The organism is Isoptericola croceus, from assembly GCF_029382255.1.
Lineage (GTDB): Bacteria > Actinomycetota > Actinomycetes > Actinomycetales > Cellulomonadaceae > Isoptericola > Isoptericola croceus.
Window position 1 is genome coordinate 202,603 of sequence record NZ_JARLLG010000004.1, and the last position, 13,096, is coordinate 215,698.

12 protein-coding genes and 1 tRNA gene are annotated in these 13,096 nt (G+C 70.4%); 5 read left to right on the forward strand and 8 right to left on the reverse strand.

All coding sequences use genetic code 11. The features are described 5' to 3' along the window. Positions 1–111 precede the first annotated feature (111 nt). The 4 genes from PZC42_RS11530 to PZC42_RS11545 all read right to left on the reverse strand — a co-directional run bounded on the left by PZC42_RS11530 (position 112) and on the right by PZC42_RS11545 (position 5,912). Positions 112–1,764 (reverse strand): DUF5635 domain-containing protein, encoded by a 1,653-nt coding sequence (locus PZC42_RS11530; protein WP_277211181.1) that lies wholly within the window; start codon positions 1,762–1,764, stop codon positions 112–114. A gap of 749 nt (positions 1,765–2,513) precedes the next feature. Then, positions 2,514–2,590 (reverse strand) — tRNA-Pro (locus PZC42_RS11535). A gap of 89 nt (positions 2,591–2,679) precedes the next feature. After that, a complete protein-coding gene (locus PZC42_RS11540; protein WP_277211378.1) occupies positions 2,680–3,591 on the reverse strand; it encodes a metallophosphoesterase in 912 nt (303 codons plus the stop codon). Next, on the reverse strand, positions 3,588–5,912 hold the full coding sequence (locus PZC42_RS11545) for a transglycosylase domain-containing protein (RefSeq protein WP_277211183.1): 2,325 nt from the start codon (positions 5,910–5,912) through the stop codon (positions 3,588–3,590). The genes PZC42_RS11540 and PZC42_RS11545 overlap by 4 nt, the downstream gene beginning before the upstream one ends. 142 nt (positions 5,913–6,054) lie before the next feature. Between PZC42_RS11545 and sp36 the strand changes: the two genes are divergently transcribed. Together sp36 and PZC42_RS11555 are read left to right on the forward strand one after the other, a co-directional pair. After that, the gene (sp36, locus tag PZC42_RS11550) at positions 6,055–6,216 is read left to right on the forward strand and encodes a Sp36 family protein (protein ID WP_171783411.1); all 162 of its coding nucleotides are present in this window, start codon (positions 6,055–6,057) and stop codon (positions 6,214–6,216) included. A 2-nt stretch (positions 6,217–6,218) separates the two neighbouring features. Beyond that, on the forward strand, positions 6,219–6,686 hold the full coding sequence (locus PZC42_RS11555) for a RidA family protein (protein ID WP_277211186.1): 468 nt from the start codon (positions 6,219–6,221) through the stop codon (positions 6,684–6,686). Between the two features lie 74 nt (positions 6,687–6,760). Here PZC42_RS11555 and PZC42_RS11560 read toward each other — a convergent pair whose 3' ends face one another. Continuing rightward, a complete protein-coding gene (locus tag PZC42_RS11560) occupies positions 6,761–7,438 on the reverse strand; it encodes a cyclic nucleotide-binding domain-containing protein (RefSeq protein WP_277211188.1) in 678 nt (225 codons plus the stop codon). A 199-nt stretch (positions 7,439–7,637) separates the two neighbouring features. Between PZC42_RS11560 and nth the strand changes: the two genes are divergently transcribed. Together nth and PZC42_RS11570 are read left to right on the forward strand one after the other, a co-directional pair. After that, on the forward strand, positions 7,638–8,369 hold the full coding sequence (gene nth / locus PZC42_RS11565; protein WP_277211190.1) for an endonuclease III: 732 nt from the start codon (positions 7,638–7,640) through the stop codon (positions 8,367–8,369). Between the two features lie 101 nt (positions 8,370–8,470). Next, entirely contained in the window at positions 8,471–9,745 is a 1,275-nt protein-coding gene (locus PZC42_RS11570) for an ATP-binding protein (protein WP_277211192.1), read from the forward strand. A 5-nt stretch (positions 9,746–9,750) separates the two neighbouring features. On the opposite strand, the gene PZC42_RS11575 is transcribed toward PZC42_RS11570, so the two are convergent. Continuing rightward, entirely contained in the window at positions 9,751–10,677 is a 927-nt protein-coding gene (locus tag PZC42_RS11575; RefSeq protein ID WP_277211380.1) for an alpha/beta fold hydrolase, read from the reverse strand. A 26-nt stretch (positions 10,678–10,703) separates the two neighbouring features. After that, on the reverse strand, positions 10,704–11,450 hold the full coding sequence (locus tag PZC42_RS11580) for a winged helix-turn-helix transcriptional regulator (protein ID WP_277211194.1): 747 nt from the start codon (positions 11,448–11,450) through the stop codon (positions 10,704–10,706). Positions 11,451–11,537: 87 nt separating this feature from the next. On the opposite strand from PZC42_RS11580, the gene PZC42_RS11585 reads away from it, so the two are divergent. Further along, positions 11,538–12,272 (forward strand): FXYD domain-containing ion transport regulator, encoded by a 735-nt coding sequence (locus PZC42_RS11585; RefSeq protein WP_277211196.1) that lies wholly within the window; start codon positions 11,538–11,540, stop codon positions 12,270–12,272. 36 nt (positions 12,273–12,308) lie between these two features. Here the strand turns inward: PZC42_RS11585 and PZC42_RS11590 are convergent, their stop codons facing one another. Beyond that, positions 12,309–12,971, reverse strand: coding sequence for a YceI family protein (locus PZC42_RS11590; protein WP_277211198.1), 663 nt, complete (start codon positions 12,969–12,971; stop codon positions 12,309–12,311). Between the last annotated feature and the right edge of the window lie 125 nt (positions 12,972–13,096).

The window sequence follows — 13,096 nt, forward strand, 5'->3', positions numbered from 1 at the left end:
ACTGTGACGGGCCGGAACAGGGTCTGAACGGCGGTTTCGCGCTCGTGGGTGTCCGGAGACGTCCGCGTGGTGTCGCACCAGTAGTACAGCAGTTGGTGCAGCAGGAGTCACTCAGCTCGCCCGCAGGTAGTGGGCGTTGCGGCCCGTGGTGTCGCCGCGGGCCAGGAGCCCATCGCCGACGAGTCGGTCGAGTACCCCGCGCGCGCCGGCGGTTGTCAGCCCGGTGAGCACGCCGTAGTCGCCGGAGGTGATGCGGTCGTGGGAGCTGAGCCAAGCCTCGACGACGGCGGGGGTGTCCTGGGGGTGGGGGCTGTCGTACCACAGGACACGCCGACGGCGGAGCAGGTCTCGGTCGTTCTTGGTGTAGAGCAGGGTCCGACGCGTGGTCCGCGAGAGTAGCCAGGCGTCCTTGTGGGGAATGATCAATGGCTGCTCGTCGATCACGCAGCGGTGAGTGGTCTCCAGCGCCTCCTGGGCCTCGGGGTGCGTGCGTTGCAGCACAGCCGCGATCTGCCTGGCGGTGGTGAAGGGCTGGTGCAGCAGGGTGTAGACGACGAGGGCGACCTGGACGTCACGCTGCCGGGCGACGGGCTGGATTCGAGAGGTCAGTCGCAGCACGGGGATGACGGGGGCTCCGCCGACCAATCGCGTCCGCACTCGCGGGCCCGACTCTTCAATCACGAGTGGCGGGTGGTGGCCGAGGGTGACCAGCTCACGGTACATGCGGTCCACGCCGATGCCCTGCTTGTCGACGAGACCGAGCGCGCGGACGGCGTCGGCGAGAGCAGGAGAGCGGCTGAAGCGTTGGGTGAGCAGGTTGTTGGCGGAAACGCCGCCGACGAAGCCGCCGGGCGAGACCACGGTCAGTGACGAGTCCTCGTCGACCCAGGTGACGGTCGTGGGTTCGTGGAGGTTCCAGTCTCGGTGGACGACGCCGTTGAGGACCGCTTCGCGGGCGGATCGCATCGGGAGCTTGCGCAGCGAACGTTCGGCGAACTGGCCGGAGATGGTGACGAGGTCGTTGGCGGCTTCGAGCAGCGTCTCGACTCGCTGAAGCTGCTCAAGCAGGCTCAGGCCGGCCTGGGCCTCGTCGCGGGCGAGGATGTCGCCACCTTCGACGTCGAGCCTGGTCCACGTCAGCCATGGCCGAGGTGCGGGACAGAGCAGGAGTGCGCCGGCCTGGGTGAGGTGCCCGTCGACCGCCAACACCCCGAGTCGTCGCAGCAGGTCCGACGTCGAAGCGCTGGCGAGACCGTCGTCGGAGGTGTCGCGTCTGCGGAGGTACTCGCGTGCGACGGCGATCGCGCCGGCGCTGACGGAACTCGCGTCCATGCCGCTGGGGCGAGACATCGCGTCCCAACCGGCGCGGCCCTGGCGGTGGGTCCACCACTCGCCACGGTCGACTGGCACCGACGCTGCGCCGACCCGCCAGCGGAGCTTGTTGCCGGTGTCCTCGACGGGCTCCCTGGCCTCGGCGACGTAGATCACCAAGAGACGGATACCCCGTTCGACGACGACCTCGATGTCCGGTGCGACGTCGACGCGCCGGTAGATCTGATGGCGTAGCCACTCGGGGTCGAGGTCGGAGCCCAGCAGGTCGCCGCTGCGATTCTCGACACCGACGACGAGCGCCCCACCGCCTGGGGTGTTGGACATCGCGGCGACCTCGTCGGCGAGCTGATCGGCGGCCTTCGTGTTCTCTGGCGACGCGGGGAGCAGAACGCCGCCGGCGCCGCGACGTCCGGCTTCCTCCTTGAAGTCCACGCGCTGGCGCTCGACATCGTCCGGCAGGACACCGGAGCGTAGCGTTGCCAGGCACGAGTGGACGGCCTCGCGCGTCCGGGCGCGATCTGCAAGCAGCTCGGTGCCAGGCTGAAAGGAAGAGGAAGCGCCCACCTGCATCATGGGTTGCACTTTAGCAGAGTAGCTAAACAGAAACACCTAGGGTGTGCTGCCGTGATCTCGTGCGCTTCACCGTCGCGGAGCAGACTCCCTGCTCGACGAACGACCGCGAGGGCATGCCGCCTCCGAGGCGGCGCAACGCGGGTTGCCGCTACACCACCCCGGATCTGGACGTCACCATGCGGACCGTCGTGCGACCCCGGGGTCCGGACAGCCCTTCGACTGCTACGTCGTCAGGGTCTCGGTCCGTTCGGCCGCCTCGACCTGCACGCCGAGCAGGCCCGACAGCACGTCACAGCGGGAACACGGATCGGTGATGGTGGGCGCGCCAGCGCACCCCGTAGCGTCGCATGAACCCACGGAGTGGGGCGATTCTCTCGGGCGTAGTGCAGCAGTTGGTGCAGCAATGGCAGTCCGCGACGTCAACGGCAGAGCGGTAGGGCACGCTTCCCCCGCGTTTCTGCCGGTCAGAGGGCCGTGCGGCGAGTCGGCCGACAGTCGCTGGCTACGCGACTTCTTCGGTGCATCCGTAGACCAGCGACGATGCAGAACCCCGCATGACGAAAGGCCCTCCGACCGTAGCGTTTCCGCTGGTCAGAGGGCCTTTCGGCTGGTCGGGGTGACAGGATTTGAACCTGCGACCTCTTCGTCCCGAACGAAGCGCGCTACCAAGCTGCGCCACACCCCGAAGGACTGCGCCCGCAGCACAAGACATGTCCGTGTGCGGAAGCCTGCTCAGAATAGCCGACGATCGCCCCGGAACGAAAACCGGATCTGCTACCCCGCGGTGAAGGTGATCAAGGTCGCCTCCGGGCGGCACGCGAACCGCACCGGCGCGTACGGCGAGGTACCGGCCCCGGCCGATACGTGCAGCCACGCGGAGTCCTCGCCGTCGACGGAGTCTGGACGGGCACCCGGCCAGCCGTGCAGACCCTTGGCCCGCCTGCGGTCGATGTCGCAGTTCGTGACGAGCGCCCCGTAGAACGGTACGCAGAGCTGGCCGCCGTGCGTGTGCCCGGCGATGATCGCGTCCGCGCCGTCGGCGTGCATCTGGTCGAGCACGCGGGTGTACGGGGCGTGGGTGACGCCGAGCCGGAGCAGCGCGCCGTCGTCGGGCTGCGGCGCTGGGAACTCGTCGAGGCCGAGGTGAGGGTCGTCGACGCCGGCGAACGCGATGCGGCGTCCGTCGACGACGACGGCGTCGCGCCGGTTCGTCAGGTCGGCCCAGCCGGCGCTCGTCATGGCTGCGGCGAGCTCGGCGGCGGGGAGGTTCGGTGTGCTGGTCGTGCGGGGGCCGGACCTCGTCCACAGGTAGCGGGCGGGGTTCTTCGGCTTCGGCGCGTAGTAGTCGTTCGACCCCATGACGAAGGCCCCGGGAGCCTGTTCGAGCAGCGGCTCGAGGGCGTGGAGCAGCGGGCCGAGGGCCTCGCGGTGCGCGAGGTTGTCGCCGGTGTCGATCACCAGGTCCGGCTCGAGCTCGGCCAGCGAGCGCACCCAGGCGATCTTGCGGTGCTGCGTCGGGGTCAGATGCAGGTCGGAGACGTGCAGCACCCGCAGGTCGCGCTCACCCAGCGGCAGCGCCGGGACGGTGACGTGCCGCACGGTGAAGAGCTTGGTCTCCAGGTGGGCGTAGGCGAGTCCGGCTGCCGTGACGGCCGCGAGCCCGCCGAGCAGCCCGCGGGCGCTCAGTCGTCGCCCCCGCCGCCGTCGTTGCCGCCACCGCCACCGCCACCGTTGTCGTTGCCGCCACCGCCACCGTTGCCGCCACCGGCGCCCCTGTCGTCCGACGATCTCGAGGAGTCGTCATCACCGCCGGAAGGCGACGGGTTGGAGGGGGCCGGCGGGCGGCCGATCAGGCTCTGGTCCGGAGCGCCGAACTTCTGGACGGGCATGCCCTCGACGGCCACGTCCATGTACTCCTTCCAGACGGGAGCTGCAATCGTGGACCCGTAGAGGATCCGGTGGAACTGGCCGTTCACCGTGATGCCCCTGGTGTGGTTCGCGGTGTTCGACTCGACCGATCCGACCCAGACGACGGTGGACAGGTCGGGGGTGTAGCCGGAGAACCACGACTGCGCGGAACCCTGTGAGGTGCCCGTCTTCCCAGCAGCGGCCCGGCCGTCGGTCAGCCCGCGGAGGTGTCGGGCGGTGCCGTCGGTGAACACCTTCTCCAAGGCGTAGGTCACGGTGTTGGCGACGTTGCTCGGCAGCGCCTTCTTGTTGCACTCGGAGCCGGGCACGTCGTACTCCATGCCGTCGGGCCCGGTGACCTCCGTGATCGCGACCGGCGTGCAGAACGTGCCGCCTGAGGCGAAGGTCGCGTACGTCGCGGCCATGTTCAACGGCGACGATTCCTGCGTGCCGAGCACCATCGGTGCCTTGATGTCGATGTCAGTCTTCTTGACTTTGCCGGTGTTGAGCGGCCCGTGACCGCTCAGGCTGGTGGGGCGGTACCCCATCTTCCACGCGGTGTCGCGGAGATCGCAGAGGTTCATCTGCGAGCCCATGGAGGCGTACGCCGTGTTGACCGACTCGTAGGTGGCCTGGAGCACGCTGATCTGTCCGGACAGCTTGCCCTCGGCGTTGCGTGGAGGCCATACGTCAGTACCCAGGCTGCCGACACACGGCGTGTTGAAGTTGCCCACGACGTACGAGGTCTCGCTGGCGTTCACACGGTCGTTGAGGGTGCGCCCGCTGCGCAGCCACTCCGCCAGCACGATGGGCTTGAAGTTCGATCCTGTCTGGAATCCGCCGGAGGCGCCGTGGACGTAGTCGGCGTTGTAGTTCACCGTCGTCGCGCGCGACTTCTCGGAGGCAGCGGTTCCGCTGTAGGGCACGTTCTGCGCCATCGCGAGGATCTGTCCGGTGCCTGGCTCGACCGTGACGATCGACGCCTCGAGGTGGGAGTCGGGATCCTTCGGGGGGACGGCATCCTGGAGCGACTTGTGCGCCTGTCGCTGCATCTTCATGTTGAGCGTGGTGTGGATCTCCAGCCCGCCGCGGTAGAGCAGCGTCTGCCTGTCTGCCCGGGTCTCGCCGTACGTCGGGTCGAGGAGGATCTCCTTGATGACGTAGTCGCAGAAGAACGCCGCCCCCTTGGCGGACTGGCAGCCGGCCGAGACCGGTGTCACGTCCAGCATGTCCTCGAGGGGGGTGCCGAGGGCCTCGTCGCGCTCGTCGGTGGTGATGTAGCCGAGCTGCCACATCTTGCTGATCACCGCGTTGCGGCGCTTCTCGGACTCCTCGAGGTTGCGGGTGGGGTCGAACAGGCCCGGCGCTTTGGTGACCCCGGCGATGGTGGCGGCCTCGGCGACGTTCAGGTCGGAGGCCGACTTGTCGAAGTAGTACCGGGCGGCGGTCTCGACGCCGTAGATCTGGTTGGAGCCGTACTGCGCCACGTTGAGGTAGCCCTGGAGGAGCTCGTCCTTGGACATCTTCTTCTCGAGGGCGATGGCCATCTTGGCCTCGCGCAGCTTGCGGTTGAGGGTGTCCTCGTGCGCGTCGATCACCGCGAACGGGTCGTCCTCCTGCAGCGCCGCCTCGATGAGCATGTTCTTGACGTACTGCTGGGTGATCGTGGAAGCGCCCTGCGTTGCCGCGCCCCCGGCGTTGTTCAACGCGGCTCGGGTGATGCCGCGCGCGTCGACACCGTGGTGCTCGTAGAAGCGCTCGTCCTCGATCGCGATCGCCGCGTGCTGCATGTTCTCGGAGATCTCGTCCAGCGGCACCACGATGCGGTTCTGGTAGTAGAACGTCGCGAGCAGCCTGCCGTTGTCCGCGTAGATGCGGGACTGCTGCGACAGCGGCTGCGGCTCGAGCTCGGCGGGGAAGTCGTCGTACATCGCGACGGTGCTGTCGGCTGCGGCGTTGGCGCCGGCGACCGCCGGGATGACGAACCCTGCGGCCAGCACCCCGCCGGTGCCGGCAGCCAGCAGGAATGCGAGCAGCAGAGCGACCATCTGGGTCGCGGGGATGGTGCGCGTGATGCGGCGCGGCTCAGGATTCGCCATGCCCACAGCCTAGAGGGTCGAGGCGCAGCGGCTCGTCGATGCGGGGAGTGCGCCTGTGCAGGTCCTGTGGAGCGCTCGTCGGTGCCCCATGACGGCGACGTCGAGGGCGACCACGACCGTGCGGTCGGGCTACGATCGCCGCATGGCTACCACGTGGGAATACGCGACCATCCCCCTCCTCATCCACAACACCAAGGCGATCCTGGACCAGTGGGGGGCGGACGGCTGGGAGCTCGTCCAGGTCGTTCCCGGCCCCGACGGAACCGGACTGGTCGCCTACCTCAAGCGGCCCTCGGGGGAGTGAGCGTGAGCGTCGAGGCCCGTCTCGCCGAGCTCGGCATCACGTTGCCCGAGGTCGCAGCACCGGTCGCGGCGTACCAGCCGGCCGTGCGCTCGGGGAACCACGTCTACACGGCCGGGCAGCTCCCCTTCGTCGACGGCGCCCTGCCCGTCACGGGCAAGGTCGGCGACGGCGAGGGGCTCGTCGACCCGGCCATGGCAGCGGAGCTGGCGCGCACGTGTGCGCTGAATGCGCTCGCCGCCGTGCGATCCGTCGCCGGAACCCTCGACGGCGTCCGGATCGTCAAGGTCACCGGCTTCGTCGCGAGCGACCCGGCGTTCACCGGGCAGCCCGCCGTCCTCAACGGTGCCTCGACCGTGCTGGGCGAGATCTTCGGCGACGTGGGCACCCACGCCCGTTCCGCCGTCGGCGTCGCGGTGCTGCCGCTGGACTCCCCCGTCGAGGTCGAGCTGATCGCGGAGCTCATCGCCTGACGGACGGCTACCACCGCCCGCTCTGCCACCTCGCGTCGCGTGTGCTCACCGCAGGCGACGAGGCCCTGCTCGTCTCAGCGAGCCCGGCGCTCCAGGCGGTCCAGGTCGAGCAGGACGACGGCACGACCCTCGCGGCGCACCCAGCCGCGGGTGGCGAAGTCGGCCAGCGCCTTGTTGACGGTCTCGCGTGACGCGCCGACGAGCTGGGCCAGCTCCTCCTGCGTGAGGTCGTGCGCGACGCGGACGCCCTCGTCGTTGGGCTCGCCGAAGCGGTTGGACAGGTCGAGCAGGGCCTTGGCCACGCGGCCGGGCACGTCGGAGAAGACGAGGTCCGCGAGCGTCTCGTTGGTGCGACGCAGACGGCGGGCGAGCGCGCCGAGCAGGGTCGTCGCGACGTTGGGGTGCGCGGCGATCCACTGGACCAGGGCCTGGTGGCGCAGCTCGTAGCAGAGCGCGTCAGAGACCGAGGACGCCGTCGCAGTGCGGGGGCCGGGGTCGAACAGGGACAACTCACCGAACATCTCGCCCGGTCCCAGGATCGACAGCAGGTTCTCGCGGCCGTCACTGGAGCGGCGGCCGAGCTTGATCTTGCCCTGCGCGATCACGTAGAGGCGGTCGCCCGGCTCTCCTTCGCGGAACAGGACGTCTCCGCGGGTCAGCTCCACGGGGACCATGGACTCGAAGAGCGCCTTCGACTCTTCGCTGTCCATGTCCGCGAAGAGGGGGGCGGAGAGCACGACGGTGTCGTCCACAGGAATCCTCACGTTCTCAGGTGTCGTCCGCGCGGGACGGGGCGGTCTCACAATGTGTTCCAGGTCTCAGTGTGCCTCACCCAGGGTCTTCGTGCCTGGAAGGTCTGCCTCAGCTGGCTCCTGGCGAACGAACGGGCAGCCGCTGCGGTTCCGGCGGAGGAGCGCGGCGGTTGTCGGAGGTGGCCGATACGCTGCCGAGGTGACCGTCGAGAAGCCACCGCAGCCTACCCCGACGGGTGAGTCGCCCCTGGCACTTGTCCGTCGCGCCCGGCGGGTCGACCGCGTGCTTGCCGCGACCTACCCCGACGCGCGTGCCGAGCTCGACTTCACGACGCCGCTCGAGCTGCTGGTCGCCACGGTGCTCTCCGCGCAGACGACGGACGTGCGGGTCAACGCGACGACGCCGGTCCTGTTCGCCCGGTACCCCGACGCCGCCGCGCTCGCCGGGGCCGATCCCGCCCAGATGGAGGAGATCCTGCGGCCGCTGGGTTTCTACCGGGCCAAGACCCGCGCGGTGATCGGCCTCGGCCAGGCGCTCGTCGAGAGGTTCGACGGCGAGGTCCCGGCGCGGTTGCAGGATCTCGTCACCCTGCCCGGCGTGGGGCGCAAGACGGCGAACGTGGTGCTGGGCAACGCGTTCGGCATCCCGGGGATCACCGTGGACACGCACTTCGGGCGGCTCGCGCGGCGGTTGGGGTTCACGGAAGAGGAGGACCCGGTCAAGGTCGAGCACGCCGTCGGTGCGATCTTCCCGAAGAAGGACTGGACGATGCTCAGCCATCATCTGGTGTGGCACGGGCGGCGCGTCTGTCACGCCCGCCGCCCGGCGTGCGGCGCCTGCCCGGTGGCCCGGTGGTGCCCGTCGAACGGCACGGGGGAGACGGACCCGGTGGCGGCGGCGAAGCTGGTGCGCACCGGCGGCAGGGCCTGAGCCGCGGGAACGGGGCTTGTTCGTGGAGTCCCTCACGCGTCTGTCGCATAGAACGGCGCGTGTTTGTAGCGTAGGTCGTCACGAGTCTGTAGCGTAGGCGGATGGAGTATCTGCCTCGGGAGATCGACAGCGAGCTTGATCGCATGCTCGCAGGTCTGCCGGCGGTAGCAGTCGTCGGGCCCAAGGCCGTCGGGAAGACCGCCACCGCGACGCGCCGTGCGCGGTCGAGCGTCGATCTGGCCGACGTCGACCGCAGCATGGCCTATCGGGCCGACCCCAGTCTCGTGACCAGGCTCGAGCGTCCCGTCCTGCTCGACGAGTGGCAGGAGGTCCCACGGGTGTGGGACGTCGTCCGCCGCGCGGTCGACGCCGGTGCCGCCCCAGGGGCCTTCCTGCTGACAGGCTCCGCTTCTCCAGCCACCATGCCGATGCACACCGGTGCCGGTCGCATCGTGCAGCTGCGCATGCGTCCCATGTCGTTCGCCGAGCGCGGGTCGTTCCGGTCGGCTGTCTCTCTTGAGGCGCTGCTCGCCGGGGAGAGCACCGACATCTTCGGCGAGACCGAGGCGACGCTCGAGGACTATGCGGACGAGATCGTCGCATCAGGCTTCCCCGGGATCCGGCACCTCGACGGCCGGAACCGACGGGACGCGCTGGACACCTATCTGAGACTGGTCGTCGAGCGCGATTTCCCCGAGCTTGGTCGAGAGGTGAGGCGTCCGGGTGCCCTGCGTGCATGGATGCGTGCGTATGCGGCTGCGACGTCGACGACCGCGTCGTACACGGCTGTCCTGGATGCGGCGACGGCAGGTGAGCCGGACAAGCCCGCACGCAGCACGGTCATCGCCTACCGGGAGACCCTCGAGCGGATGTGGCTGTTGGAGGAGGTCCCGGCCTGGGTAGGCGCCGGAAGCGCGCTCTCCGGCCTGGGTCGTACCCCGAAGCACCACCTCGCCGATCCCGCCCTGGCTGCACGCCTTCTCGGTGTCGGCGCCGCGTCGCTGATCGAGACCGCCCACCCGGACAGCGTCCCGCTGCCGCGGACTGGATCTCTCTTCGGCGCACTCTTCGAGGACCTCGTCACGCTGTCGGTACGCGTCGTGGCGGACTGCCTCGGTGCCCAGGTCAGCCACCTGCGAACGCACCGTGGAGAGCATGAGGTCGACCTGATCGTCGAGCGCGACGACGGTCGGGTGCTCGCGATGGAGGTGAAGCTCGCCGCCTCGGTCACCGACCGCGACGTCCGGCACCTTCGATGGTTGCGGGAGCGCCTGGGTGACGACCTGATCGACGGCGTCGTCGTGACGACGGGAAGGACCGCGTACCGCCGGCCCGACGGGATCGCCGTCGTCCCCCTGGCCCTGCTCGGGCGTTGAGCCGATCAGTGGCCGAGGGCGTGGGGCAGCCAGTCGCTCAGCAGGGCGTTGACCTCGCCGGGCGCCTCTTCCGCGAGGTAGTGACCGGCGCCGTCGACCACCTCGAACCGGAAGTCGCGCGCGAGCGCCGCGCCGTCGACGTCGGCGGTCTCCGTGCGGACGAACCCGTCCGCGGAGCCGTGCAGCTGAAGGACCGGGACCTGGATCGGCCGTCGCAGCGCCGCCAGGAACCGCCGCCCGCTGGGACGGGCCGCGAACCGCGTCAACCAGCGCAGTGACTCGACGGAGCTGCGCGCGACGAACGGGATGCGCATGACCTCCCGGTACCGGCCCACGATGTCGTGCGCGAACGGCCGGGCGGCTCCCGCTGCGAGCACGCGGGCCACCTCGTCTCCCACCGTCAGGCGACGTTCGGCCACGGACGGCACCTGGTAGAGCGCGAGCGTCCGGCGCGCAGCGGGAGTCAGCAGCCGCCGGCCGGGGACGTGCAGCCGCAGCGGGTGGGGCGAGGCGAGCGCTGCCACCCCGGCGGTCACGGCGGGCTGCAGGGCCGCCATCGCCCACGCCAGCGCGCCGCCGGTGCCGGTACCGACGACGACGGCGCGGTCGTGGCCGAGCGACCGGACGACTCCAGCGACGTCCCGCGTCCGGGTGGGGATGTCGTGACCGGAAGGCGGCTTGTCGGAGGCACCGACCCCCCGAAGGTCGATCGCCGCGACCCGTACGCCGTCCTCGGCCAGCGCGGTCAGCTGGTGGCGCCATGCCCACCACATCTCCGGGAACCCGTGCAGGAACAGCACGAGCGGGGCGCGGTCGCCGTTGGTGCGTGCCGGGCCGGCTGTCGCGACGTGGAAGCGCGAACCGTTGGCGGGGACGAACTCGTGGCGCCACGGCCCGTCCACGAGGGCAGACGTGTAGTCGGTGTCGGGCATGGCGGTCACGCGCCGAACCTACCGGTTCAGCCGCCGGAGGACACCCGCGGGGAGCCCTTGGTGCCCGCGCCGGGGTCGTCGCCGTCGTCGGCGAGCGGCTCCTTCGGCGGGTCGAACCGGTACCCGACGTTGCGGACGGTGCCGATGAGCTGCTCGTGCTCGGGGCCGAGCTTGGCTCGCAGCCGGCGCACGTGCACGTCGACGGTGCGGGTGCCGCCGTAGTAGTCGTAGCCCCAGACCTCCTGCAGGAGCTGGGCGCGGGTGAAGACGCGTCCCGGGTGCTGCACGAGGTACTTGAGGAGCTCGAACTCCTTGTAGGTCAGGTCGATGGGCCGTCCACGCAGCCGGGCGGTGTAACCACCGGCGTCGATCGCCAGCTCGCCCGCGGAGATCTCCTGGGGGGAGTCGTCGGCCGGGCCGTGCGCGGACTTCTCCACGACGAGCCGCAGCCGTGCCTCGACCTCGGCGGGCGAGGCGTTCTCCAGCAGCAGGTCGTCTGCGCCCCACTCGTGGTTGACCACCGTCAGCCCGCCCTCGGTCAGGACGAGCACGAGCGGGACGGTCAGTCCGGTCGCGTGCAGCAGACGGCACGTGGTGCGTGCGGCGACCAGGTCGCGGCGCGCGTCGAGGAGGACGACGTCCGAGTCAGGGGCGTCCACCAGTGCCGACGGTTCCATCGGCAGCACCCGCACCTTGTGCGAGAGCAGACCGAGTGCGGGCAGTACCTCGACCGACCCGCCTGTCGCGGGCGTCAGGATCAACAGCTCGGCCACGCGCACCTCCTCCCGCCACCGGTGGAGGTAAAGGTACCGCGCTGTGCGCCGCCGGTCACAACGGGTCGGCATGCGAGACTCTTCGACGTGACCGTGACCACCCGTGCCGTGACGACTGCCGCGCTCGCTGCTCTGGTCGCGGCGGCGGCGTACCTGGGGCCTCTGTGGACGACCGCTGCTGCCGCCGGGCTCGTGGTGCTCGTGGCGGTCGGCTGGGCGGCGCTGCTGCGTCTTCCCGCCGACGGTGCGACCGTGCTGGTCGTGCTCCTGGCGGGGCTCGGGGGGGTGGCGGCGACCTGGGCGACCGAGGGCGAGCCCGTGCTGCGCAACGTCCCGCTGGTGATCGCGATGTCGTTGGTGCTGGCCTTCGTGGCGCAGATGCTCCGGCGAGGTGGTCGGCCCCGGCTGGTCGAGTCGGTGAGCGGCATGACGGCGGGCATCGTCGTCGCAGTGTCCGCGACGGGCTGGGTCGCCACGGGCCGCTCGGACGCCGGTGCCGCGCTGGTGCTGACCAGCGCCGTCGCGCTGGCCGTCGCGTCGGCGGTCTCGGCGCTGCCGATCGCCGGTGGCTGGACCGGGTCGCTGCTGTCCGTGGCCTTCGGTGCGGCAGCGGGTGCGGGGACCGCGTCCGTGGTCCCCGAGGTCGAGCCGGTGACCGGCCTGATCGCCGGGCTGGTGGCCGGCCTGGTCGCTGCCGCGCTGCGGTTCCTCTTCGAGCGGCAACCGGCGCTGGCGCTCCGGCGGGCGGGGCTGTCGGCCGCCGCGGTCCCGGTCGTGGTGACGGGGATCCTGGTGTTCGTGGTGGGCCGCGTCGTCCTCTGACGCCCGTCCTCGTCGATCGGCACAGGGCTCGCCGACCTATCCCTCGACCCGGATGGCCTCGCCCGCGAGCTCGATCCGGACGGTCTTGGCCACGAGCACGCCGCCGGCCTCCAGGGCGACGTTCCACAGCAGCCCGAACTTCTCGCGCTCGAAGTCGGCCGTGGCGCTGAACCCGAAGATGTGGCGGCCGTAGGGATCCGTGCCGACCCCGCCGAACTCGGCGTCGAGCGCGATCGGGTGCGTGATGCCGCGGATCGTCAGGTGGCCGTGCAGCACGAACCGGGTGCTCGTGCGGGCTGCCGCCGGGTTCGTCTCGCTGCTGCGCCCCGGCGTGCGGCCCTTGAGCACCGCCCAGGAGAAGATCGGGTCCGGTGCCGTGTTCCACTCCACCCCGGTGGACCGGAACTCGATCGTGGGGAAGGTCTCGACGTCGAGGAAGTCCGGGCTCTTGAGGTGCGTGTCGCGGTCGGCGTTGGCCGTCTCGATCGACGCGGTGTCGATCGTCGCCGACACGGTCGAGTCAAGCGGGTCCTCGGCGACGTGGATGACGGCGGAGCCTGTGCCGAACTGGCCCCGGACGGGGCTCACCATCATGTGCATCGCGAGGAAGCCGATGCGCTGGTGGGCGATATCGAGCTCGTACGTTCCGGCGGTGGGGACCACGAGGTCGTTCCAGGTGCGGGTGGGGGTGTCGGTCATCGCAGGTCCTCCTGGGTACCCTCGGCAGCCGTCAGGACACCTGAGCAGGCTGGCGGCCGTCCCGTCGCGTGGAGACGCGTACGCTACGGGCGCATCGCAGAGACCACGGTACCGGGAACATCCAT